Consider the following 22,878-nt stretch of genomic DNA (forward strand, 5'->3'; position numbering starts at 1 on the left):
CCAGACACTTGGCCGTTAGATAGTTTGCATCGGGCTCATAGCCCGAAAGTTGTATACAATTTTTGATTCAAGTCATATGAACTTGCGAAGTTTTCAGGCAGTCTTCTGTCCATTCGCGATTTCGTTAACCCTGCCTTGGAGATTCACCATGTTTGCCAAACTTGTTGCGGTATCCCTGTTGACACTGGCCAGCAGCCAACTGATGGCTGCAGAGTGCAAAGTCACTGTCGACTCCACCGACCAGATGTCTTTCGACACGAAGGCCATTGAAATCGACAAGAGCTGCAAGACGTTTACCGTGGAACTCAAGCACTCCGGCAGCTTGCCGAAGAACGTCATGGGCCATAACTGGGTGCTGAGTAAAGAAGCCGACATGCAGCCGATCGCCACCGATGGCCTGAGCGCCGGCATCGACAAGAACTACCTGAAGGAAGGCGACGCCCGCGTGATCGCCCACACCAAGATCATCGGCGCCAACGAAACCGATTCGGTGACCTTCGATGTGTCCAAGCTCGCGGCCGGTGAAAAGTACGGGTTCTTCTGCTCGTTCCCGGGCCACATCTCGATGATGAAAGGCACCGTGACCCTGAAGTAAACAGGCACACCGCGTCATCGTTCATCGCGGGCAAGCCACGCTCCCACAAGGTTCTGTGTCGGACACAATTTTTGTGAACACCTGAAATCCTGTGGGAGCGGGCTTGCCCGCGATGAGGCCAGAAGCATCGACGCATGTTCTGGCCAAAGAAAAAGCCCGCTGAAGCTCAACACTTCAGCGGGCTTTTTCATTCAATCACCAATCAAGGCGCAAACGGCATAACCCGCTTGTGATGGGTCTTGTTGTACGTATCGCAAATGATCTTGAACGCTTCCTCGCGTACCGGGTTGCCGTGCAGGAACGCATCGATCTCGGCATAGGTCACGCCATGGGACGCTTCGTCCGGTTTGCCGGGCGACAGGTCTTCGAGGTCGGCGGTCGGGACTTTTTCCACCAACGACTCCGGCGCGCCGAAGCTGCGGGCGATGGCGCGGACCTGGTTTTTCACCAGGCCACTCAGTGGCGCCAGGTCGCAGGCGCCGTCACCGAACTTGGTGAAGAACCCCATCACCGCTTCCGCCGCGTGATCAGTGCCGATCACCAGGCCATGGGCCGCGCCGGCGATGGTGTACTGGGCGACCATGCGCATGCGCGCCTTGGTGTTGCCGAGCACGAAATCCACCGACACTGCATGTTTGCCTTCGAAGGCCGCCACTTCATTGGCCAGGGCCTTGACCGCCGGGCCGATGTTCACGGTGTGGCGCTCGTCCGGCTTGATGAAGTCCACCGATGCCTGGGCGTCGTGCTCATCGAACTGGGTTTCGTAGGGCAGGCGCACGGCGATGAATTTGTAGGCGGCGTCGCCGCTGCGCTGGCGCAGTTCACGCACGGCGCGCTGGGCCAGCAGGCCGGCGGTCAGGGAGTCGACACCGCCACTGATGCCCAACACCAGGGTCTTGAGCCCGGAGTTGACCAGGCAGTCCTGAATGAAGGTCACCCGCCGGGCGACTTCGGCTTCTAGCGCTGCTTCGTCGGCGAATGGCGGCTGGACCTTGAGCTGTTCAGCAATCTCACGCTGTACGGCTTGCATGAATTCACTCCTTGCTTGATGTACTTGAAAGGGCGGCAGGAACCTGGAAAACGTGTCGCAGGTAAGCGACGAAATTCGGGTCTTTGCAGTGCGTCTTGCCGGGCTCGTCGGAGATCTTCGCCACCGGCTGGCCGTTGCAGGCGGTCATTTTAAGCACGATGCTCATCGGTTCGACACCCGCAATGTCACAGGTCAGGTTGGTGCCGATGCCGAAGCTGACATTGATCCGACCGCGCAGCACCCGGAATATCTCCAGGGCCTTGGGCAGGGTCAGGCTGTCGGAGAAGGTCAGCGTCTTGCTCATCGGGTCGATGCCGAGCCTGTGATAGTGGGCGATGGCTTTTTCCGCCCAAACCACCGGGTCGCCCGAGTCGTGGCGCAAACCGTCGAAAAGCTTGGCGAAAAACAGGTCGAAATCGCCGAGGAAGGCATCCATGGTGATGCAGTCGGTCAGGGCAATCCCCAGCAGGCCCCGGTATTCGCGGACCCAGCAATCGAGTGCGGCGATCTGGCTGTCGATCAGCCGCGGGCCGAGTTGCTGGTGCGCCATGATCCACTCGTGGGCCATGGTCCCCAGGGGTTTCATGTCCAGTTCCCCGGACAGGTGCACGTTGCTGGTGCCGACGAAGCGTCCGGGGAAATCGTGCTTGAGCACATTCACCACTTCTTCCTGCACTCGGTAGGAAAAACGGCGACGGGTGCCGAAATCGGCCACCTGCAATTCGGACAATTCATCACTGCTGGCGTTGGCGCTCAGCCAGTCGAACTTGCGGTAGAGCTGCTCGCGGGCTTGCTCCAGCACGACTTCGCGGTAGCGATAGCGGTTGCGCACCTCGCTGACCAGCGCCAGCAGCGGCACTTCGAACAGGATCACATGCAGCCAGGGGCCACGCAGGCGGATAAACAGCTCACCGTTTTCGATGCCGGTGTGGATGTAGCGCAGGTTGAAGCGAAACAGCCCGAGAAAACGCAGGAAATCCGGCTTCAGGAAGCTGATGCGCTCCAGAAAGCTCAATTGATCGGCGCTCAGGCTCAGTTCGGCCAAGCGCTCGATCTGGAAACGGATTTCCGCCAGATAGGGGCGCAAGTCCTCGCTGTTACGGCAACGAAACTCCCATTCGACTTCGACGTTGGGGTAGTTGTGCAGCACCGCCTGCATCATGGTCAGCTTGTAGAAGTCGGTGTCGAGCAGGTTCTGCACGATGCGATCGGCAAATACACTCTCGCTCATAACGGGAATCTCCAGCGTTGCAGCGGTATTGATCAGTGGCGCTAGTGGCGCATATCAGAGGGCTGGATTGCCAGCGATTTCTTGGATCACTCTAGATCCCTGTGGGAGCGGGCTTGCCCGCGAAGAGGTCGGCACATTCAAAATCAATTTTGACCGGTATTACGCCTTCGCTGGCAAGCCAGCTCCCACAGGTACGGCGTGCACCCCTAAATTTGCGACATCTCAGGGCTATCGATCTGTTCCAGCATCCACTTCACGAAGTCCCGCACCTTGGGCACTTCCGCCGAGTGCTCCGGGTACGCCAGGTAATAGGCGTCGGTGCTGGGCATTGCATGCTGCCAGGGAATGACCAGCTTGCCGTCAGCCAGTTCCTCTTCCACCAGAAAGCGCGGCAACAACGCCACTCCGCAGCCAACCTGGGCGGCGCGGATGCACATATAGAAGGTTTCGAAACGCGGGCCGTGGTAGCTGTGCTCGGTGTGATAACCCTGGTGATCGAACCAGTCATGCCACGCCTGGGGGCGCGAGGCGTTTTGCAGCAGGACCAGGTCGGTCAGTTGCGTCGGGTCGGTGAACGGCGTGTCCGGCAGGCTGCCGGGGGCGCATACGGGCACCAGCTCTTCGCCGAACAGCTTCAGGCACTCGGTGCCGGGCCGCGAACCCTGGCCGAAGTAGAACGCCAGGTCGCTGCGCCCTTGCAGCAGATCGTCGGCTTCCTGCTCGCTGCACAGGTCCAGGTGAATCGATGGATGCCGCAGGCGCCAGCCTTTCAGGCGCGGTACCAGCCAGCGTGCACCGAAAGTAGGAGGCGTCGAAACCCGCAGGACTTCGGTTTCGCCACCGTAGGAACGCAGGTAATGGGTCGACATCTCCACCTGGGTAAGGATTTTTCGCACCTCAACCAGGTACAGATCGCCGGCTGGCGTCATCTGCAGGCGGCGGCGCACCCGACGGAACAGCAGGTGCTGCAACAGCTCTTCGAGTTGCGCGACCTGTTTGCTCACGGCGCTCTGGGTCAGGTTCAGCTCTTCGGCGGCCCGGGTGAAGCTCAAATGCCGGGTGACGGCCTCGAAGCACTGCAACGCAGCGATCGATGGCAAGTAGCGTTTATTCAGCATGGGCGGTCCTTGGTTCTTGTCTCTTTATTGCCAGCAATGCACAGCATGAATAAACGGAATGATATCTCTCTTAATGGTCGTTTGTTGAGTAACCTCCGGGCAGCTAAAACTACAGGTCTGATCAGCCGTGAATTTCCGGCTGCACGTGTTCTGTCTTTTGCTTGAGGAGTGACCCATGGTTGCCGCATTGCTTGATCGTCTAGGTGTGAACCCGGCCCTGTACCAGAACGGCAAAGTGCCGGTGCATTCGCCGATCGATGGCAGCACGATTGCCGCTGTGAACTGGGAAGGCGCGGCTGAAGTCGAGCAGCACATCAGTCGCGCAGATCATGCGTTCGAACTGTGGCGCAAGGTCCCGGCACCGCGCCGTGGTGAGTTGGTGCGTCAATTCGGTGAAGTGCTGCGCGAATACAAGGCAGACCTCGGCGAGCTGGTGTCCTGGGAGGCCGGCAAGATCACCCAGGAAGGCCTGGGTGAAGTTCAGGAAATGATCGACATCTGCGACTTCGCCGTCGGCCTGTCCCGTCAACTGTACGGTTTGACCATCGCCTCCGAGCGTCCTGGCCACCACATGCGCGAAACCTGGCACCCGCTGGGCGTCGTCGGCGTGATCAGTGCCTTCAACTTCCCGGTCGCGGTCTGGGCGTGGAACACCACGCTGGCGCTGGTGTGCGGCAACCCTGTGGTGTGGAAACCGTCGGAAAAGACTCCGCTCACGGCACTTGCCTGCCAGGCACTGTTCGACCGCGTGGTGAAGAATTTCAGCGATGCCCCTGCGCACCTGTGCCAGGTGGTCATCGGTGGCCGCGATGCCGGCGAAGCCCTGGTGGATGACCCGCGCGTTGCGCTGATCAGCGCCACCGGCAGCACCCGCATGGGCCGCGAAGTGGCGCCGAAAGTGGCCGCGCGCTTTGCCCGCAGCATTCTCGAATTGGGCGGCAACAACGCCATGATCCTCGGCCCGAGCGCCGACCTGGACATGGCCGTTCGCGCGATCCTGTTCAGCGCCGTCGGCACCGCCGGTCAGCGCTGCACCACCCTGCGTCGCCTGATCGCCCATGAATCGGTGAAAGAAGAAATCGTCACCCGCCTGAAGGCCGCGTACTCGAAAGTACGTATCGGCCATCCGCTGGAAGGCAACCTGGTCGGCCCGCTGATCGACAAGCAAAGCTTCGACAACATGCAGGATTCGCTGGAGCAGGCCCTGAGCGAAGGCGGCAGGGTCTTCGGCGGCAAGCGTCAGCTCGAGGATCAATTCCCGAACGCCTACTACGTGTCGCCGGCGATCGTCGAAATGCCGGAGCAGAGCGACGTGGTGTGCCACGAAACCTTCGCCCCGATCCTGTACGTGGTCGGTTACAGCGACTTCCAGGAAGCCCTGCGCCTGAACAATGCCGTGCCACAAGGCCTGTCCTCGTGCATCTTCACCACCGACGTGCGTGAAGCCGAGCAGTTCATGTCGGCAGTGGGCAGCGACTGCGGCATCGCCAACGTCAACATCGGCCCGAGCGGCGCGGAAATCGGCGGTGCGTTCGGTGGCGAGAAAGAAACCGGCGGCGGTCGCGAGTCCGGCTCCGATGCATGGCGCGGCTACATGCGCCGCCAGACCAACACCGTGAACTATTCGCTGGAGTTGCCGTTGGCTCAAGGGATCACGTTTGACTGATAGGCCCTCATCGCTGGCAAGCCAGCTCCTACAAGGTGTACACAAACCCTGTGGGAGCTGGCTTGCCAGCGATGCGTTGTTTTTGTTTGTTAGGTTTCTGCCTGGAGTCTGGCAATGCCGTTACGCGAAGAGTGTCTGTGGGAAAAACTGACGCCGCAAAGGCCGGACAATTCGGCCCTCAAGGGTGAGGTCACGGTGGATGTCTGCGTCATCGGCGCCGGGTTTACCGGTCTGTCGGCAGCGGTGCATCTGCTGGAACAAGGCAAAAGTGTTTGTGTGCTCGAGGCCCATCGCGCCGGTCACGGTGGCTCGGGGCGCAACGTCGGGCTGGTCAATGCCGGGATGTGGATTCCCCCGGACGAGATCGAGGCCGGGTTTGGCAGCGAAGTCGGCAGCCAGCTCAACCGCATGCTGGGTGCGGCGCCGTCCCTGGTGTTCAGCCTTGTGGATAAATACAACATCGATTGCCAGTTGCGCCGCGAAGGCACGCTGCACATGGCGCACAACGCCCGTGGCGAAGCCGATCTGCGCAGTAGGGAAGAGCAATGGAAGCGTCGCGGCGCACCGGTGGAATTGCTCACCGGTCAGGCCTGCGAGCAAGCAACCGGCACGAAAAAGATCGCCGCCGCGCTGCTCGATCGCCGCGCCGGCACGCTCAATCCGATGGCCTACACCACGGGGCTGGCCAAGGCAGCCATCGGTCTGGGTGGTCAGTTGTTCGATCATTCCCCGGTTACCCGGCTCGAACGCCAGGGCCAGCGCTGGTCGGTGCAAACCGCCCAGGGTTCGGTCATGGCCGAGAAAGTGGTGATTGCCTCCAATGCCTACACCGAAGGCGACTGGACAGAGCTGCGGCGCAATTTCTTCCCCGGTTATTACTATCAGGTGGCCTCGGTGCCGCTGACCGAGGAGGCTGCGCAGCAAATTCTTCCGGGCGGCCAGGGTTCCTGGGATACCCGTCAGGTCCTGAGCAGTATTCGTCGGGATAAAGACGGGCGCCTGCTGCTGGGCAGCCTCGGCAATGGCAATCAGAAGCCGGCCTGGTTTCTCAAGGCCTGGGCCGACCGGGTGCAGCAGCACTATTTCCCCTACCTCAAACAGGTGGAGTGGGAGTGCACCTGGACCGGTTGCATCGCCTTCACCCCCGATCATTTGATGCGTCTGTTCGAGCCGGCGCCCGGTTTGGTGGCAGTCACCGGCTATAACGGCCGGGGCGTGACCACGGGAACAGTGGTCGGCAAGGCCTTCGCCGATTACCTGTGTAACGGAAATCCTCAAGCGCTACCGATTCCCTTTGCGCCCATGCAGCCATTGGCCGGGGTGGGGTTGCGCAGCTGTCTGTACGAGGCGGGGTTCTCGCTGTATCACGCAGGCCAGTGCCTGCGGATCGTGATCTGAAGGTTGATTTTTGCAGTGGAAAGCGGCGCTTTTTCGATCAGCAGCTAGCCTGTAGTGGTGCGGGTTGTAGCAGTCCCGCACCAGCAGTGTGCACTTCGGTGACGCACGTTGTTACAGGCTGGTTGCACTTCGTTTAAAGGCGCGGTTGCAATGATGGCGCATGCGGGTTGCGCCTCAAAAAAATAATGGTTTTACCTGCCGCGGTTTAGACGGTTGCACGCCCTATGAAAATGGGTCCGAAACAGTCGAAATAACAAGAAAGCAGCGACTTTTTTCAGAATAAAAAACCGATGGCACGGCCCTTGCTCTGAGCATTCAGTGAAGTCGCAGTGCCAATTAAAAAAACCATGGAGCACCACCTCATGTCCCAGACGTTTTACAAGAAAGGTTTTCTGGCCCTCGCAGTGGCAACTGCGTTGGGTGTTTCTGCGTTTGCTCAGGCTGACATCAAGATCGGCGTAGCGGGACCAATGACCGGCGCCAACGCGGCATTTGGCGAACAGTACATGAAGGGTGCACAGGCGGCGGCCGATGCGGTCAACGCGTCGGGCGGCGTGAACGGGGAAAAAATCGTCCTGGTCAAGGGCGATGACGCCTGCGAACCGAAGCAGGCCGTGACGGTCGCCAAAGACCTGACCAACCAGAAAGTCGCCGGCGTGGTCGGTCACTTCTGCTCCTCGTCGACCATCCCGGCCTCCGAGATCTATGACGAAGCGGGCATCATCGCCATCACCCCGGGCTCCACCAACCCGGCCGTTACCGAGCGCGGCCTGAGCGCCATGTTCCGTATGTGCGGTCGTGACGACCAGCAAGGCATCGTGGCCGGCGACTACATCGTTGACGTGCTCAAGGGCAAGAAAGTTGTCGTGCTGCACGACAAGGACACCTACGGCCAAGGCCTGGCGGATGCCACCAAGGCTCAACTGGTCAAGCGCGGTGTAACGCCTGTGCTGTATGAAGGCCTGACCCGTGGCGAGAAAGACTTCAGCACCATCGTGACCAAGATCCGCGGTGCCGGCGCTGACGTCGTCTACTTCGGTGGCCTGCACCCGGAAGCCGGTCCTCTGGTGCGCCAACTGCGTGAGCAAGGCCTCAAGGACGTCAAGTTCATGTCCGACGACGGCATCGTGACCGACGAACTGGTGACCACCGCTGGCGGTCCGCAATTCGTTGACGGCGTGCTGATGACCTTCGGCGCCGACCCACGCCTGCTGCCAGACAGCAAGGCTGTGGTAGACGCCTTCCGCAAGGCTGGTACCGAACCTGAAGGCTACACCCTGTACGCCTACGCTTCGGTGCAGACCCTGGCTGCAGCTTTCAACGGCGCCAAGTCCAACAAGGGCGAAGACGCGGCAGCATGGCTGAAGAAAAACCCGGTCAAGACCGTCATGGGCGAGAAGACCTGGGACAGCAAGGGCGACCTGAAAATCTCCGACTACGTGGTTTACCAGTGGGACAAGGACGGCAAATACCACCAGCTGGAAAAACAGAAGTAAGGGCTGACCCGATCGGCTGAACCCCACAGTTCCCTTGTGGGAGCGGGCTTGCCCGCGATGGCGCCAGATCAGTCGACATCCATGTTGGCTGATACACCGCTATCGCTGGCAAGCCAGCTCCTACAGGGGGGCGGCCTGATCGTGACTGACATTGCTCCGACGTATATCTGTATTTTCCTTAGAAGAACCGCACAGCCACATGTGCAGGTTCTCATTGCGTGAGATTGCGTTATGGATGGTATTTTCCTGCAGCAACTGGTCAATGGCCTGACCCTCGGGTCGGTCTATGGCCTGATCGCCATCGGCTACACAATGGTCTATGGCATCATCGGCATGATCAACTTCGCCCACGGCGAGGTTTACATGATCTCCGCTTACCTCGCGGCGATCAGTCTGGCTCTGCTGGCTTACTTCGGTATCGAATCTTTCCCGCTGCTGATGCTTGGCACACTGATCTTCACCATCGTCGTCACGGCGGTGTATGGCTGGGTGATCGAGCGTGTCGCCTACAAACCCCTGCGTAACTCCACCCGCCTGGCACCGCTGATCAGCGCCATCGGTATTTCCCTGATCCTGCAAAACTACGCACAGATCGCCCAGGGCGCGAAGCAACAAGGCGTTCCGACTTTGCTTACGGGTGCCTGGCGCGTTGAGATCGGTACCGGTTTCGTTCAGCTGACCTACACCAAGGTCTTCATCCTGATCGCCGCGTTTGTCGGGATGGGCCTGCTGACCTACATCATCAAGTACACCAAGCTCGGCCGCATGTGCCGTGCAACCCAGCAAGACCGCAAGATGGCTTCGATCCTGGGGATCAACACCGACCGGGTGATTTCCTACGTGTTCATCATCGGTGCAGCGATGGCGGCCCTGGCCGGCGTGCTGATCACCATGAACTACGGCACATTCGACTTCTATGCCGGCTTCATCATCGGGATCAAGGCGTTCACCGCCGCGGTGCTCGGCGGGATTGGCTCACTGCCCGGCGCGATGCTCGGCGGGATCATTCTCGGCATTTCCGAGTCGCTGTTTTCCGGTCTGGTGAACTCGGACTACAAAGACGTTTTCAGCTTCTCGCTGCTGGTCCTCGTTCTGGTCTTTCGGCCTCAAGGCCTGCTCGGCCGTCCTCTTGTGTCGAAGGTGTAAGCGATGTCTTCAACCACTAAAAAAACCATTGATATCAAAAAAAGTCTGGTTGACGCGATTCTTGCCGGCCTCATTGCCCTGATTGTGTTCGGGCCGATTGTCGGCGTCGTTCTCGATGGCTATGGCTTCAACCTGGAAACCACCCGGGTGGCCTGGATCGTGGCGATCGTCATGGCCGGCCGCTTTGCCTTGAGCATGTTCCTGCAGACACCCAAGGGCCTGAAAATCCTCGAAGGCTTTGAATCGACAGGCTCCGGCGTGCATGTGCTGGCGCCCGACTACAAGTCGCGGCTGCGCTGGATCATCCCGCTGGTCATCGTGATCGCCGTGGTGTTCCCGTTTTTCTCCAACTCCTACCTGTTGGGCGTGGTCATCCTCGGGCTGATCTATGTGCTGCTGGGGCTTGGGCTGAACATCGTGGTCGGCCTGGCCGGCCTGCTCGACCTCGGTTACGTGGCGTTCTACGCCATCGGTGCCTACGGTCTGGCGCTCGGTTATCAATACCTGGGCCTGGGTTTCTGGACGGTGCTGCCGCTGGCGGCGATCACCGCCGGCCTGGCCGGTTGCATCCTCGGTTTCCCGGTGCTGCGACTGCACGGTGACTATCTGGCGATCGTGACCCTGGGCTTCGGTGAAATCATCCGCCTGATCCTCAACAACTGGTTGTCGCTGACTGGCGGCCCGAACGGCATGCCGGCACCGCTGCCGACCTTCTTCGGCCTGGAATTCGGCAAGCGAGCGAAGGATGGTGGCGTGCCCTTCCATGAGTTCTTTGGCCTCACCTACAACCCGGACGTGAAGTACTACTTCATCTACGCGGTGCTGTTCCTGGTGGTACTGGCCGTGCTGTACATCAAGCATCGCCTGACCCGCATGCCTGTAGGCCGCGCCTGGGAAGCCCTGCGTGAAGACGAGATCGCCTGCCGTTCCATGGGCCTGAACCACGTGCTGGTCAAGCTCTCGGCGTTCACCATCGGTGCCTCGACGGCCGGTCTGGCCGGGGTGTTCTTCGCCACCTACCAGGGTTTTGTAAACCCGACCTCGTTCACCTTCTTCGAATCGGCCCTGATCCTCGCCATCGTGGTACTCGGCGGCATGGGCTCGACCATCGGTGTGGTCATCGCGGCCTTCGTATTGACCGTGGCCCCGGAGCTGCTGCGTGGTTTCGCCGAATACCGCGTGCTGCTGTTCGGCATCCTGATGGTGTTGATGATGATCTGGCGACCGCGCGGCCTGATTCGGATCAGCCGTACCGGTGTGACCCCGCGTAAAGGAGTAGCGCCATGAGCGAAGTCGTACTCAGTGTCGAAAAGCTGATGATGCACTTCGGCGGCATCAAGGCGTTGAATGACGTCAGTCTGCAGGTCAAGCGTAACTCGATCTTCGCCCTTATCGGCCCCAATGGCGCCGGCAAGACCACGGTGTTCAACTGCCTGACCGGTTTCTACAAAGCCTCCGGCGGCAAGATCGAACTCAATGTGCGTGGCGAGCAGACCAACGTCATCAAGTTGCTCGGCGAATCGTTCAAACCGACCGATTTCGTCTCGCCCAAAAGCTTCATCAGCCGGCTCCGCTACAAGATGTTCGGCGGCACCCACCTGGTGAACCGTGCCGGGCTGGCGCGGACGTTCCAGAACATTCGCCTGTTCAAGGAAATGTCGGTGCTGGAAAACCTGTTGGTGGCGCAGCACATGTGGGTCAACCGCAACATGCTCGCCGGCATCCTCAATACCAAGGGCTATCGCAAGGCCGAAAGCGATGCGCTCGACCACGCGTTCTACTGGCTGGAAGTGGTGGACCTGGTGGACTGCGCCAACCGCCTGGCCGGCGAGCTGTCCTACGGTCAGCAACGCCGCCTGGAAATCGCCCGTGCCATGTGCACCCGTCCGCAGATCATCTGCCTGGACGAACCGGCCGCCGGCCTCAACCCTCAGGAAACCGAAGCGCTGAGCGCGATGATCCGGCTGCTGCGCGACGAGCACGATCTGACCGTGGTGCTGATCGAACACGACATGGGCATGGTGATGAGTATTTCCGACCACATCGTGGTGCTGGACCACGGCATCGTCATCGCCGAGGGCGGACCCGATGCGATTCGCAACGACCCGAAAGTGATTGCGGCCTACCTGGGCGCCGATGAAGAGGAAGTGGTGCTATGAGCCAACCCATCCTCGAACTCAAGAACCTGGACGTGTTCTACGGGCCGATCCAGGCCCTGAAAAAAGTCTCGCTGCACATCAACGAAGGGGAAACCGTCAGCCTGATCGGCTCCAACGGCGCCGGCAAGTCGACCCTGCTGATGTCGATCTTCGGTCAGCCAAGGGCGGCGGACGGGCAGATCCTCTACCAGGGCGTGGACATTACCCACAAGTCGTCCCACTACATCGCCTCCAACGGCATCGCGCAATCGCCGGAAGGGCGGCGGGTGTTCCCCGACATGACCGTCGAGGAAAACCTGCTGATGGGCACCATCCCGATCGGTGACAAGTACGCCAAGGAGGACATGCAGCGCATGTTCGAGCTGTTCCCGCGGCTCGAAGAGCGGCGTACCCAGCGGGCGATGACCATGTCCGGCGGCGAGCAGCAGATGCTCGCCATCGCCCGCGCCCTGATGAGCCGGCCGAAGTTGTTGCTGCTCGATGAGCCGAGCCTGGGCCTGGCGCCAATCGTGGTGAAACAGATCTTCGCGACCCTGCGGGAACTGGCCAAGACCGGCATGACCATCTTCCTGGTGGAGCAGAACGCCAACCACGCCTTGCGGTTGTCGGACCGGGCGTACGTGATGGTCAACGGCGAAATCCGCATGACCGGTAGCGGCAAGGAGCTGCTGGTCAACGAGGATGTGCGTAACGCCTATCTTGGCGGGCACTGAGTTTTAGTGGTTATACACAAGCCCCGGTGCGCAAGCGTCGGGGCTTTTTTACATCCCCCCAAACACCGCAAATCCCCTGTAGGAGCGAGCCTGCTCGCGAAGATCCCCAGGACAACGCATTTATCCAGAATGTTCGCGTTATCGTTGACGCCCATCGCGAGCAGGCTCGCTCCCACAGGAAATTGTGGAAAACAATATTCCCAAGCTCCTGAACCGCGACATAAAGCCGCTGCAAATAATTGTTTTGTCACGGTTTTGACTTGTCCCCGTTTGCTGTGGAACCGGCTGTGAATAACGTGGGAGTAGCTGGCTGCAGGCCTTTAAACCCGTGGCGTGCAGAGTGATGGTTGTTTTTTGATCAGGCGCTTTTACGCAACTTGAGGGACGCTTTGTCAACCTTTTTATTGGTGATGAAAGTGAGTGAAATCGGCGTGGACAAGCCTGTGGATAAGTCTGTGGTTAAACTCTGGAAAGACCCGGCTGAAGGCCGTGGTTACTGGCTTGGCGCCATCGTCGGTTTGACCCGTCAGTCATGAAAATCGCGAGGGGCTACACGGCAGGCTATCGAGGGTCAAGCAAAAAAGTTTCAAAAAACCGCGCAAAGCCTTGTGGATAGCGGCTTGCAGCTTTTCCACTTGCCCCCAAAGACTGTGGACCGGCCTGTGGATAACGTGCGCGCACATGGCTGTAGGCCAAGCGGGTAAAGGGTTTGCGAGGATTGGTTGTTTTTTATACAGAAAGTGCGGTTGCCGCTATGGGCAAGGCCGGGCATGCTGCCTGCTGATTTTCTATTCCAATGGCTGGCGATCAGCCGAAGCAAGGAGAACACGATGTCCAACACCCTGTTTATTACCGGCGCGACCTCCGGTTTTGGTGAAGCCTGTGCCCGTCGTTTTGCCGAGGCCGGCTGGAAACTGGTGCTGACAGGCCGTCGTGAAGAGCGCCTCAATGCGCTGTGCGCCGAGCTGTCGAAGCAGACCGAAGTCCATGGCCTGGTGCTCGATGTGCGTGATCGCAAGGCCATGGAGGAGGCGATTGCCAATCTGCCGCCGTCCTTTGCCAAGCTGCGCGGGCTGATCAACAACGCCGGGCTGGCCCTGGGTGTCGATCCGGCGCCCAAGTGCGACCTGGACGATTGGGACACCATGGTCGATACCAACGTCAAGGGCCTGATGTACAGCACCCGCCTGCTGTTGCCACGCCTGATCGCCCATGGGCGTGGGGCCGGTATCGTCAACCTGGGTTCCATCGCCGGCAACTATCCGTACCCGGGCAGCCACATCTATGGCGCGACCAAGGCGTTCGTCAAACAGTTCTCCCTGAACCTGCGCTGCGACCTGCAAGGCACGGGCGTACGGGTCAGCAACATCGAGCCGGGCCTGTGCGAGAGCGAGTTCTCGCTGGTGCGTTTTGCCGGTGACCAGGAGCGCTACAACGCCACTTACGCCGGCGCCGAGCCGATTCAGCCGCAGGACATCGCTGACACCATCTTCTGGGTGCTCAATGCGCCTGCGCACATCAATATCAACAGCCTGGAGCTGATGCCCGTGAGCCAGACCTGGGCCGGGTTTGCTATCGAGCGTAAGTCTTAAGACCGAGTCACGGCCAATCGCGAGCAAGCTCGCTCCCACAGGATTTTGTGTCGTCCACACAATTTGTGTGCACCTTGACCCACTGTGGGAGCGAGCTTGCTCGCGATGGCGTCGGCGCAGCCGGTGCAGGACATCAGCTAGACTCCTCCCTCAAGCAGCCCGCCACACCCGGCGGTCTAGAGGTATTAGAGGAGATCCAGTGAGTAATCGAGGCGAGCAGTCGCTGCTCAAGCAATCGACCTTCCTGATGCTCGCCGTGACATTCGCCGGGATCATCACCGGGTTTGTTTCGGGCGCTCAATCCATCCTGTTCGATGGCTTCTTTTCGTTGATCGCGGCGTTCATCAAGGTGCTGATGCTGATCACCGCCCGACTGATCGCCAAGGAAAGCAATCAACGCTTCCAGTTCGGTTCCTGGCATCTGGAACCCATGGTGCTGGTGATCGAAGGCTGTTTCATATTCCTGGTCGCCATTTATGCCTTTCTCAACGGTGTGTTCGGCATCATCAGCGGTGGCCGCGAGGTCGAACTCGGTCTGGTGATCTTCTACGCGGCGTTCTTCACTGTCGTTGAGTTCATTTATTTCTTCTACGTCCGCCATCGCAATCGCACGCTCAATTCATCGCTGATCCGGTTCGACAACATCAGTTGGCTGGTGGACGCGATGCTGTCGGCGGGGCTGCTGGTGAGTTTCCTCATCGCGTTGCTGCTCAGGACTCAGGGTTACGACAAGTGGGCGGTGTATGTCGATCCGATGATCCTGATCCTGCTGGCCTTGGGCATGCTTCCTCCGGCGTTCAAAATCCTCGGGCCGGCCTTGCGCGATGTGTTGGGGATCGTCCCGGACCAGTTGGACGACAAGGTGCGTCAGGTGATGGAGGTGGCGAAGGTCGAGCATGGTTTCGACGATTACATCTCCTACGTGCAGAAACACGGCAGGGCCTGCTTCATCGAGATTCACATCGTATTGCCGAAGGATTACTGGCTGGACGGTGTGGGGCAACTGGACAGCCTGCGCGAGGAAATATCCGCAAAGCTCGGCGAACCGGACGCTGCGCGATGGCTGACCATCAGCTTTACCGGGGATCGCAAGTGGATTGAGTGATGGGAGTGCACCTCGACATCAGTCGAGGTACTCCGCCAACCCGCGGTAACAGGTCGCCAGGTGATAAGGCGTGGTCGACGGCATGTCGCGGCGGCTGACTTCACCGTGCTCATCACGGCATTCGTACCACCCGCCTGCGTGCAGCGAACGTTGCTGCAACGCCTGCAACTGGCGCAAAACATCGGCTTCGCTGTCCGGTCGCAGCGTCAGTGCGCGCAGGTATTCGGCCTGCGCCCAGATGCGCTGCGTGGCGTCCCGCACGCTGCCATCCGCGGCGAAGTCGAGCATCGCCCGCACGGCGCCAGTCTGTTGATCGACGCCCATTTGCTCGGTAAAGGCGAAAGCCCGCTCCAGATCGGCATGCAGCGTCGACTGGCGTAACAGCGCCGAGGATTCCAGCAGGAAATACCATTCGAACTGATGGCCTGGTTCGAACCAGTTGTCCACAGATCCCAACGGCTTCTCCATCAACACGCCACGTTGCGGATCGATGAAGCGCGCGTGCATGGCTGTGCATAACTCGACGAGCGCCTGCTGCACGTCGAGGTCTTCACGCACCGACAGGGTGGCGAGGAACGCTTCGGCCAGGTGCATCAACGGGTTTTGCAACGGGCCGCTGCCCAGCGATGCCCAGTCGCGGTCGAGCGTGGCTTCGTACAGACCGTCGTCCGTGGCGAAACGCTGCGCAATCACTTCCAGCGAGGCGTTGAGTACCGACTCGACCAATGGCTCGCGGACCTTGTCCCAGTAATGGGCGCAGGCGAACAGGATGAAGGCGTGGGTATAGAGGTCCTTGCGCTGATCCAGCGGCGCGCCCTGTGCATCGACGCTGTAGAACCAGCCGCCATGCTCGGCGTCGTGGAAGTGTCGCTGCAAGGAACGGAACAACGCGGCGGCCCGCTCTTCGGCGCCCGGCACCTGACCGATCAGGCTGGCGAACAGGTACAACTGCCGTGCACAGGCCATGGCCCGGTAGCGTTGCGGTGGCAGCGGCCGGTGTTCGGCATCCAGCGCCTCATAGGGCAGCGCCATGTCGGCATTCCAGCCCGGACCTTGCCAGAGCGGCACGATGACGTTCAGGAAGTGCTGTTGCACCGAGGTGAACAGGGCGGTCAATTGAGGCTGGGAAGCGGAGCGGGAAACAGGCGGCATTGGCTGGCGTCGTCACGGCAGGGGCGATTGCGCGACATGTTAGCAGGCCTGAGAGTTGTGGTGTTTGTCCGGCCGCCATCGCTGGCAAGCCAGCTCCCACAATGGTCCCGTGCACAAAGATCCATTGTAGGAGCTGGCTTGCCAGCGATGAGGCCAATTCAGGCACTGGAGAATTAACCCGCCAGCAACCACACCCCGGTCGCCGCCGAAGCCGCGCCCGCCAGTCGCACAAGAGGCGCTGCGGCCTGCGGCAACACCCGCACCAGCACATAACCCGCCACATGCAACACCGCTGTCGCCGCGACAAACCCTGCGGCATACGCCCATGGACTCGACATGTCCGGCAGCTCAAGACCATGCGCCACGCCATGGAACAACGCAAACAACGCCGTCGCACCCACCGCCAACACCAACGGTGGACGCACTGCCAACGCAACCGCCAGGCCCAAAGCCAGGACGGAAGCAGCAATCCCACTTTCCAGCGCCGGCAGGTTCAACCCTTCAAAACCCAACATCCCGCCGATCAACATGGTGCCAACGAACGTGCACGGCAGCGCCCAACGTGCAGCGCCTTGCTGTTGCGCCGCCCACAGACCGACCGCGAGCATCGCCAGCAAATGATCGAGACCACCGATCGGATGGCTGATACCGGCGATCAAACCATTGTCGCCGTGCCCCGGATGGGCGAAGGCGAGGGCCGGCGTCAGCAGCAGGGCCAGGGCGCCCAGAATGCGTTTGAGTGTCATGGATAAGCTTCCTTGTTGAAGTCGTGATCAGGCCGCGGTCAGCAAGCCCTGGCGTTCGATGAAGGCGATGATCTGTTCCAGACCCTGGCCGGTTTTCTGGTTGCTGAACACGAACGGCTTGCCGTTGCGCATGCGCGTGGTGTCACTGTCCATCAGCGTCAGCGACGCCCCTACCAGAGGCGCGAGGTCGATCTTGTTGATCACCAGCAGGTCGGACTTGCAGATCCCCGGCCCGCCCTTGCGCGGCAGCTTGTCGCCGGCCGAAACGTCGATCACGTAGATGGTCAGGTCGGACAGTTCCGGGCTGAAGGTCGCGGAGAGGTTGTCGCCACCGGACTCCACCAGGATCAAGTCCAGTCCCGGAAAACGGCGATTGAGTTGATCCACGGCCTCGAGGTTGATCGAGGCGTCTTCGCGGATGGCCGTGTGCGGGCAGCCGCCGGTTTCCACGCCGATGATGCGTTCCGGCGCCAGGGCTTGGTTGCGCACCAGAAAGTCGGCGTCTTCGCGGGTGTAGATGTCGTTGGTGACGACGGCCAGGTTGTAGCGCTCGCGCAGGGCCAGGCACAGGGCCAGGGTTAGCGCGGTTTTGCCGGAGCCGACCGGGCCGCCGATGCCGACGCGCAGGGGTTGTGTGTTCATGTGATTCTCCAAAACAAGGGGCCCTAGGAACGGAACAGACGGCTGTATTGGCGCTCATGGGCCATACACGCCAGGGACAGGCCGAAAGCGGCGCTGCCGTAATGGTCGGGATCGATTTGCGTGGCGTTGTGTTGGGCTTGTTGAAGCAGCGGCAACAGTTCGCTGGTCAGGCGCTGGGCGGCTTGCTGGCCCAATGGCAAGGTTTTCATCAACACCGCCAACTGGTTTTCCAGCCAGCTCCATAGCCACGCGGCCAGGGCGTCCTGCGGGTTGATCTGCCAGGCGCGCGCGGCCAACGCCCAACCCAGGGCCAGATGGGGCTCGGCGCGTTGTTGGAGAAATGCGCGAGCAGGAGCGTCGAGTTCCGGCAAGCCATTGAGCAATTGCTGCAACGAGTAGCCCATCTGCCGGCTCTCCTGATGCAGTTCGCGGGTTTCGCGGCTGGCGCGGTGTTCTTCGCAGCGTTGCAGCAGTTCGTCCCAGTTTTCTGCCGTTGCAGCCACGCAATGAGCCAGCAGCAATGGCGCTTCGAAACGCGCCAGGTTCAACAGCAGTTGATCGCTGATCCAGCGTCGGGCGCTGTCGGGGTCATGAACGCGGCCGTTATCCACGGCCATTTCCAGCCCTTGGGAGTAGCTGTAGCCGCCAATCGGCAATTGCGGACTGGCCAGGCGCAACAGCGCCCAGGCCGGGTTCATGGGCGTACGCCGAACTGGTGCAGTTTCGGCGCGTAGTTGAAGTCTTCATCACCGTGGCGCGAATGATGGTGGCCGCCGCCATAGGCACCGTGTTCCGGCTGGAACGGCGCTTCGATGTTCACGGCAACGGCACCGAGTTGTTCGAGCATGGCCTTGAGCACGTAGTCGTCGAGCAGGCGCAACCAGCCGTCGCCAACTTGCAGGGCGACATGGCGGTTGCCCAGGTGATAGGCCGCACGGGTCAGTTCGAAAGCGTTGGCGCAGGTCACGTGCAGCAATTGTTCGGGACGGGCGCAGACACGCACGATCCGCCCGTCTTCGGCTCGCAGGCATTCGCCGTCAGACAACGGCGGCTGGCCGCGCTCCAAAAACATTCCGACGTCTTCGCCCTCGGCACTGAAACAGCGCAAACGGCTTTTGCTGCGGGCTTCGAACGTCAGGTGCAGTTCGGCGGCCCAAACGGGTTGAGGGTCGATTCTGCGGTGAATCACCAGCATCGGAAGGCTCCAGCAATGGACATTGCTCAGGCTAGAGCAAGGGGCTTGCCAATCGACGCGATGTGTAGGAAATGGCTGTGGGATGGGTCGGATTAGTTGCGAGGGGAAGGGGTTTTGGATGAAGTTGGTGCGCTGTTTCTGATTTGCGCACCAAGTTGAGGCGATGAAGCTCCCGCAGGTTTATTCGGTGCTGCCAAGCCCTTGCCAATGTTTGAGGCCGATAAAGATAAACCGCAACTGCTGGGTGATTTTAGCCTGGGGCGTCAGGTGTTCGGGCAAGGCCTCGGCGGGCGGATCGATGATGTCCGGCAGGGTGGCGAACACGCTTTTGACGATCAGGTCCGCCATGACGCTCAGGTCGGCGATGCCCAGATGCTGCAGCTTGGGCATCAATGACAAATCCGCCGCGAGGTCCGAACTGATGCCTTCACGCAAGCGGCCGATGGCCTTGCGCACCGGCAGCGAACCGCCGTATTGCTCGCGGGCGAGAAACAGGAACTGCGAACGGTTGGCACTGACCACGTCGAGAAAGATCCGCACCGAGGCATCGATGATGCCGCCCATCACGAATTCGTTGTGTCGTACCAGGCGAATGGTTTCGCGGAAGGTCTGGCCGACTTCGCTGACCAGCACCAGGCCCAGTTCATCCATATCGGCGAAATGACGGTAGAAACCGGTCGGTACGATACCGGCGGTTTTCGCGACTTCACGCAGGCTCAGGCTGCCGAATCCTCGGCCGCCATCCATCAGGCGCCGGGCAGCGTCAATCAGGGCGTTACGGGTCTGTTGTTTCTGTTCGGCGCGGGGCAGCATCGCAAGGGTGTTTTTCTGGACGGGACGCGGCGCACTCTAGCAAATCGGCTTTGCCGGCGTCGAACGCCTGTGGGGGATCAAGCGGGGAAATGTGATATCGATCAAGCGGACCGCTGAAAAGTCAAAAGCCCAATCCGGGGATTGGGCTTTTTTTCTGGGCGGCCATGGGGCTTAGCTCAGGGCGCTGTTGCGTTCGATCACACGGTCACCACCGCCTTCAGCGAGGGTCTGACCTTGTGGAGTGCGGTCGGAACCGTCGGCAGCCAGGGTTTGACCTTGTGGAGTGCGGTCGGAACCGTCGGCAGCCAGGGTCTGACCTTGTGGGGTGCGGTCGGAACCGTCAGCAGCCAGGGTCTGACCTTGTGGAGTACGGTCCGAGCCATCCTGAGTGATCAGGCCTTTTTCTTTCAGGCGATCGTTACCGCCTTCGGCAAGGGTCTGGCCTTGAGGAGTGCGGTCGGAACCATCGGCGGCGATGGTCTGGCTGAACACGGAGCGGCTGTCTTTCACTTGAGGAGTCGCCTGGTCAGCGGCAGGCAGTGCAAAAGCAGTGCTGGCCAGCATTGAGAGGGTAAGGCTAAGCAGTAATTGGCGTTTCATGATTGTTTGCTCCTTGGGGGGGCGAAAAAGTGGGTACGAGGGCAATGCTACTCTCGATAAGTCGATATAAAAGTTCATAAACGCAATGGTAATAATCAACGGAATTGATTGTTTGCTGCGCGGGCTCTAGATCGGGCGTTTCCGGCGAGTTGCCTTGCACCGGTTTGGGTATTTTCGACTCACCTGTGCCATGCAAAAGTGCGGGGCCGGTAACGCTGGATGACTGATGGGTCAGTATTGGACTGGCTGAATTCGGCGAAATCGGTCTTTCGATTAAACCTGCCGGTGTTTTATCAGTCGTAGACTTCATGGCGAGCCGCTTCCGGTTCACCGTTTCACATGTGCGCCGCAGTCGGGGCGCTCAGTCGTATCAGGAGCCCTGTGCAATGACGCGCACCCAAAAGACGTTTGTCTGGACCCTTTCCACTTTTCTGACCTTGCTGGTGGTGCTGGTATTGATCCTCGTGTTCTTCGACTGGAACCGGATCAAGCCGCCGCTCAATGCCAAAGTTTCCGAAGAGCTGCACCGTGCTTTTGCCATCAACGGCAATCTGTCGGTGGTCTGGCAGTCCGAGCCCGATGAAAGCGGCTGGCGCGCCTGGGTGCCGTGGCCCCACGTGGTGGCCGAGGATCTCAGCCTGGGCAACCCGGACTGGTCGAAACAGCCGCAGATGGTCACCCTCAAGCGGGTAGAACTGCGTATTTCACCCTTGGCATTGCTGGCGCAGCGGGTGGTGATTCCGCGTATCGACCTCACCGAACCGAATGCCCGGCTGCAACGCCTTGCGGACGGGCGCGCCAACTGGACGTTCAAGTTCGACCCGATAGATCCGAACGCCGAGCCTTCCAGTTGGGTGGTGGATATCGGCGCGATCGGTTTCGACAAGGGCCACGTCATGCTCGACGACCAGAACCTGAAGACTCAACTCGATGTGCTGATCGATCCGTTGGGCAAGCCGATTCCGTTCAGCGACATCGTCGGCGACAAAGCGGCGAAAACCGCTCAGGAAAAGGGCTCGTCCCCCCAGGATTACGCGTTCGCCCTCAAGGTCAACGGCCAGTACCACGGCCAGAAACTTGCGGGCCAGGGCAAGATTGGCGGGCTGTTGGCGCTGCAGGACTCGGCGCGGCCGTTTCCGCTGCAGGCCCAGGTGAAGATCGCTGATTCCAGCGTCGAACTGGCGGGCACCCTGACTGATCCGCTGAATCTCGGCGCTCTGGACCTGCGCCTGAAACTGGCCGGCACCAGCCTGGGCAACCTCTACCCGCTGACCGGCGTGATCCTGCCGGATACACCCCCCTATGCCACCGACGGCCACCTGGTCGCCAAGCTGCATGACACCGGTGGCGCGCAGTTTCGCTATGAAGACTTCAACGGCAAGATCGGCGAGAGCGACATCCACGGCAATCTGACTTATGTGGCCAGTCAGCCACGGCCAAAACTCAGCGGCTCATTGCTGTCCAATCAATTGCTGTTCGCGGACCTCGCGCCGCTGATTGGCGCCGACTCCAACGCCGAGCAGAAGGCCCGTGGTGGTGAAAGTAAACAACCGACGGACAAAGTGCTGCCGGTCGAAGAGTTCAAGACCGATCGCTGGCGCGATATGGACGCCGATGTCGAGTTCACCGGCAAGCGCATCGTGCACAGTGAAAAACTGCCGTTCAACGACCTTTATACCCATCTGGTGCTCACCGATGGCGTGCTCAGCCTCGAGCCGCTGCGCTTCGGCGTGGCCGGCGGCAAGCTGGATGCGCAGATTCGCCTGAATGGCCATACCGATCCCCTGGAAGGCAAGGCCAGGCTCACGGCGCGAGGTTTCAAGCTCAAACAGCTGTTCCCCGGTTTTGAGCCGATGAAAACCAGTTTTGGCGAACTCAATGGCGACGCGGATATCACCGGGCGCGGCAACTCGGTGGCCAAGCTGCTGGGCAGCGCCAATGGCAATTTGAAGATGATCATCAACGATGGCGCCATCAGTCGCGAACTGATGGAACTGGCGGGGCTGAACGTCGGCAACTATGTGGTCGGCAAGATCTTTGGCGACAAAGAAGTGAAGATCAACTGCGCGGCGGCCGACTTCGGTATCCAGTCCGGCCTGGCAACTACTCGCCTGTTTGTGTTCGACACCGAGAACGCCATCGTCTACATCGACGGCACCGCGAACATGGCGACCGAACAACTGGACCTGACCATCACCCCGGAATCCAAGGGCTGGCGCCTGATTTCATTGCGCTCGCCGCTGTATGTGCGCGGCAAGTTCATCAAGCCCGATGCCGGGGTCAAGGCCGTGCCGCTGATACTGCGCGGCGCCGGGATGGTGGCGCTGGGCGTGATCGCCGCACCAGCGGCAGGGTTGCTGGCGCTGGTGGCTCCGAGTGGGGGCGAGCCGAATCAATGTGCGCCATTGTTGGAGCAGATGAAGGCGGGCAAGGCGCCGAAGACTGTGGAGTACTGACGCCAATTCTATGATCCTACAGCAC

General features: G+C 60.3%; 21 protein-coding genes. 11 read left to right on the plus strand and 10 right to left on the minus strand.

Annotation, left to right across the window (positions count from 1 at the left end):
• The first annotated feature begins 148 nt into the window (after nucleotides 1-148).
• Complete coding sequence (azu, locus tag AB4O16_RS19110) at nucleotides 149-595, plus strand: azurin (protein ID WP_007973294.1); 447 nt, start codon at nucleotides 149-151, stop codon at nucleotides 593-595.
• Nucleotides 596-797: 202 nt separating this feature from the next.
• Here azu and nadE read toward each other — a convergent pair whose 3' ends face one another.
• The 3 genes from nadE to AB4O16_RS19125 form a co-directional block, all read right to left on the minus strand.
• Nucleotides 798-1,625: an ammonia-dependent NAD(+) synthetase gene (gene nadE, locus AB4O16_RS19115; protein WP_160390508.1), complete on the minus strand. Its 828-nt coding sequence runs from the start codon at nucleotides 1,623-1,625 to the stop codon at nucleotides 798-800.
• A gap of 4 nt (nucleotides 1,626-1,629) precedes the next feature.
• A complete protein-coding gene (gene pncB, locus AB4O16_RS19120) occupies nucleotides 1,630-2,856 on the minus strand; it encodes a nicotinate phosphoribosyltransferase (protein ID WP_460155546.1) in 1,227 nt (408 codons plus the stop codon).
• Nucleotides 2,857-3,062: 206 nt separating this feature from the next.
• Nucleotides 3,063-3,974 (minus strand): LysR family transcriptional regulator, encoded by a 912-nt coding sequence (locus AB4O16_RS19125; RefSeq protein ID WP_150813606.1) that lies wholly within the window; start codon nucleotides 3,972-3,974, stop codon nucleotides 3,063-3,065.
• Nucleotides 3,975-4,149: 175 nt separating this feature from the next.
• On the opposite strand from AB4O16_RS19125, the gene amaB reads away from it, so the two are divergent.
• From amaB to AB4O16_RS19170, 9 genes are all read left to right on the plus strand, one after another.
• Nucleotides 4,150-5,640: an L-piperidine-6-carboxylate dehydrogenase gene (gene amaB / locus AB4O16_RS19130; RefSeq protein ID WP_160390506.1), complete on the plus strand. Its 1,491-nt coding sequence runs from the start codon at nucleotides 4,150-4,152 to the stop codon at nucleotides 5,638-5,640.
• A 114-nt stretch (nucleotides 5,641-5,754) separates the two neighbouring features.
• Nucleotides 5,755-7,038, plus strand: a complete 1,284-nt coding sequence (amaA, locus tag AB4O16_RS19135) for an L-pipecolate oxidase (protein ID WP_150714595.1) — start codon at nucleotides 5,755-5,757, stop codon at nucleotides 7,036-7,038.
• A 362-nt stretch (nucleotides 7,039-7,400) separates the two neighbouring features.
• Entirely contained in the window at nucleotides 7,401-8,534 is a 1,134-nt protein-coding gene (locus AB4O16_RS19140) for an ABC transporter substrate-binding protein (RefSeq protein WP_150714594.1), read from the plus strand.
• 231 nt (nucleotides 8,535-8,765) lie between these two features.
• On the plus strand, nucleotides 8,766-9,680 hold the full coding sequence (locus AB4O16_RS19145; protein ID WP_160390504.1) for an ABC transporter permease subunit: 915 nt from the start codon (nucleotides 8,766-8,768) through the stop codon (nucleotides 9,678-9,680).
• Nucleotides 9,681-9,683: 3 nt separating this feature from the next.
• Nucleotides 9,684-10,967 (plus strand): high-affinity branched-chain amino acid ABC transporter permease LivM, encoded by a 1,284-nt coding sequence (gene livM, locus AB4O16_RS19150; RefSeq protein WP_110660053.1) that lies wholly within the window; start codon nucleotides 9,684-9,686, stop codon nucleotides 10,965-10,967.
• Nucleotides 10,964-11,839 (plus strand): ABC transporter ATP-binding protein, encoded by an 876-nt coding sequence (locus AB4O16_RS19155; protein ID WP_160390503.1) that lies wholly within the window; start codon nucleotides 10,964-10,966, stop codon nucleotides 11,837-11,839. The genes livM and AB4O16_RS19155 overlap by 4 nt, the downstream gene beginning before the upstream one ends.
• Entirely contained in the window at nucleotides 11,836-12,552 is a 717-nt protein-coding gene (locus tag AB4O16_RS19160; RefSeq protein WP_160390502.1) for an ABC transporter ATP-binding protein, read from the plus strand. Before AB4O16_RS19155 ends, AB4O16_RS19160 begins: the two co-directional genes overlap by 4 nt.
• Before the next feature lie 830 nt (nucleotides 12,553-13,382).
• Nucleotides 13,383-14,144, plus strand: coding sequence for an SDR family oxidoreductase (locus AB4O16_RS19165; protein ID WP_160390501.1), 762 nt, complete (start codon nucleotides 13,383-13,385; stop codon nucleotides 14,142-14,144).
• 199 nt (nucleotides 14,145-14,343) lie between these two features.
• Nucleotides 14,344-15,249 (plus strand): cation diffusion facilitator family transporter, encoded by a 906-nt coding sequence (locus AB4O16_RS19170; protein WP_460155547.1) that lies wholly within the window; start codon nucleotides 14,344-14,346, stop codon nucleotides 15,247-15,249.
• Nucleotides 15,250-15,267: 18 nt separating this feature from the next.
• Here AB4O16_RS19170 and AB4O16_RS19175 read toward each other — a convergent pair whose 3' ends face one another.
• From AB4O16_RS19175 to AB4O16_RS19205, 7 genes are all read right to left on the minus strand, one after another.
• Nucleotides 15,268-16,401, minus strand: a complete 1,134-nt coding sequence (locus AB4O16_RS19175) for an AGE family epimerase/isomerase (RefSeq protein ID WP_160390499.1) — start codon at nucleotides 16,399-16,401, stop codon at nucleotides 15,268-15,270.
• A gap of 173 nt (nucleotides 16,402-16,574) precedes the next feature.
• A complete protein-coding gene (locus AB4O16_RS19180) occupies nucleotides 16,575-17,147 on the minus strand; it encodes a HupE/UreJ family protein (RefSeq protein WP_460155548.1) in 573 nt (190 codons plus the stop codon).
• Nucleotides 17,148-17,174: 27 nt separating this feature from the next.
• The gene (gene ureG / locus AB4O16_RS19185; protein WP_160390497.1) at nucleotides 17,175-17,789 is read right to left on the minus strand and encodes an urease accessory protein UreG; all 615 of its coding nucleotides are present in this window, start codon (nucleotides 17,787-17,789) and stop codon (nucleotides 17,175-17,177) included.
• 23 nt (nucleotides 17,790-17,812) lie between these two features.
• Nucleotides 17,813-18,487, minus strand: coding sequence for an urease accessory protein UreF (locus AB4O16_RS19190; protein WP_160390496.1), 675 nt, complete (start codon nucleotides 18,485-18,487; stop codon nucleotides 17,813-17,815).
• On the minus strand, nucleotides 18,484-18,984 hold the full coding sequence (ureE, locus tag AB4O16_RS19195; protein WP_460155549.1) for an urease accessory protein UreE: 501 nt from the start codon (nucleotides 18,982-18,984) through the stop codon (nucleotides 18,484-18,486). The genes AB4O16_RS19190 and ureE overlap by 4 nt, the downstream gene beginning before the upstream one ends.
• Nucleotides 18,985-19,164: 180 nt before the next feature.
• Nucleotides 19,165-19,797 (minus strand): TetR family transcriptional regulator, encoded by a 633-nt coding sequence (locus AB4O16_RS19200; protein WP_460155550.1) that lies wholly within the window; start codon nucleotides 19,795-19,797, stop codon nucleotides 19,165-19,167.
• Nucleotides 19,798-19,968: 171 nt separating this feature from the next.
• Nucleotides 19,969-20,397: a hypothetical protein gene (locus AB4O16_RS19205; protein ID WP_160390493.1), complete on the minus strand. Its 429-nt coding sequence runs from the start codon at nucleotides 20,395-20,397 to the stop codon at nucleotides 19,969-19,971.
• A 386-nt stretch (nucleotides 20,398-20,783) separates the two neighbouring features.
• On the opposite strand from AB4O16_RS19205, the gene AB4O16_RS19210 reads away from it, so the two are divergent.
• Nucleotides 20,784-22,853, plus strand: a complete 2,070-nt coding sequence (locus AB4O16_RS19210; protein WP_460155551.1) for an AsmA family protein — start codon at nucleotides 20,784-20,786, stop codon at nucleotides 22,851-22,853.
• The last annotated feature ends 25 nt before the right edge of the window (nucleotides 22,854-22,878 follow it).

It is taken from the genome of Pseudomonas sp. S2_H10 (assembly GCF_054668285.1).

Excerpts from the sequence above, each read along its gene's own strand:
- AB4O16_RS19140 (WP_150714594.1), top strand. The coding sequence starts at position 7,401 with ATGTCCCAGACGTTTTACAAGAAAGGTTTTCTGGCCCTCGCAGTGGCA.
- AB4O16_RS19160 (WP_160390502.1), top strand. The coding sequence starts at position 11,836 with ATGAGCCAACCCATCCTCGAACTCAAGAACCTGGACGTGTTCTACGGG.
- AB4O16_RS19205 (WP_160390493.1), bottom strand. The coding sequence starts at position 20,397 with ATGAAACGCCAATTACTGCTTAGCCTTACCCTCTCAATGCTGGCCAGC.
- pncB (WP_460155546.1), bottom strand. The coding sequence starts at position 2,856 with ATGAGCGAGAGTGTATTTGCCGATCGCATCGTGCAGAACCTGCTCGAC.
- AB4O16_RS19165 (WP_160390501.1), top strand. The coding sequence starts at position 13,383 with ATGTCCAACACCCTGTTTATTACCGGCGCGACCTCCGGTTTTGGTGAA.
- livM (WP_110660053.1), top strand. The coding sequence starts at position 9,684 with ATGTCTTCAACCACTAAAAAAACCATTGATATCAAAAAAAGTCTGGTT.
- nadE (WP_160390508.1), bottom strand. The coding sequence starts at position 1,625 with ATGCAAGCCGTACAGCGTGAGATTGCTGAACAGCTCAAGGTCCAGCCG.
- AB4O16_RS19210 (WP_460155551.1), top strand. The coding sequence starts at position 20,784 with ATGACGCGCACCCAAAAGACGTTTGTCTGGACCCTTTCCACTTTTCTG.
- AB4O16_RS19145 (WP_160390504.1), top strand. The coding sequence starts at position 8,766 with ATGGATGGTATTTTCCTGCAGCAACTGGTCAATGGCCTGACCCTCGGG.
- ureG (WP_160390497.1), bottom strand. The coding sequence starts at position 17,789 with ATGAACACACAACCCCTGCGCGTCGGCATCGGCGGCCCGGTCGGCTCC.
- AB4O16_RS19125 (WP_150813606.1), bottom strand. The coding sequence starts at position 3,974 with ATGCTGAATAAACGCTACTTGCCATCGATCGCTGCGTTGCAGTGCTTC.
- AB4O16_RS19180 (WP_460155548.1), bottom strand. The coding sequence starts at position 17,147 with ATGACACTCAAACGCATTCTGGGCGCCCTGGCCCTGCTGCTGACGCCG.
- azu (WP_007973294.1), top strand. The coding sequence starts at position 149 with ATGTTTGCCAAACTTGTTGCGGTATCCCTGTTGACACTGGCCAGCAGC.
- AB4O16_RS19155 (WP_160390503.1), top strand. The coding sequence starts at position 10,964 with ATGAGCGAAGTCGTACTCAGTGTCGAAAAGCTGATGATGCACTTCGGC.
- AB4O16_RS19200 (WP_460155550.1), bottom strand. The coding sequence starts at position 19,797 with ATGCTGCCCCGCGCCGAACAGAAACAACAGACCCGTAACGCCCTGATT.
- ureE (WP_460155549.1), bottom strand. The coding sequence starts at position 18,984 with ATGCTGGTGATTCACCGCAGAATCGACCCTCAACCCGTTTGGGCCGCC.
- AB4O16_RS19190 (WP_160390496.1), bottom strand. The coding sequence starts at position 18,487 with ATGAACCCGGCCTGGGCGCTGTTGCGCCTGGCCAGTCCGCAATTGCCG.
- AB4O16_RS19175 (WP_160390499.1), bottom strand. The coding sequence starts at position 16,401 with ATGCCGCCTGTTTCCCGCTCCGCTTCCCAGCCTCAATTGACCGCCCTG.
- amaB (WP_160390506.1), top strand. The coding sequence starts at position 4,150 with ATGGTTGCCGCATTGCTTGATCGTCTAGGTGTGAACCCGGCCCTGTAC.
- amaA (WP_150714595.1), top strand. The coding sequence starts at position 5,755 with ATGCCGTTACGCGAAGAGTGTCTGTGGGAAAAACTGACGCCGCAAAGG.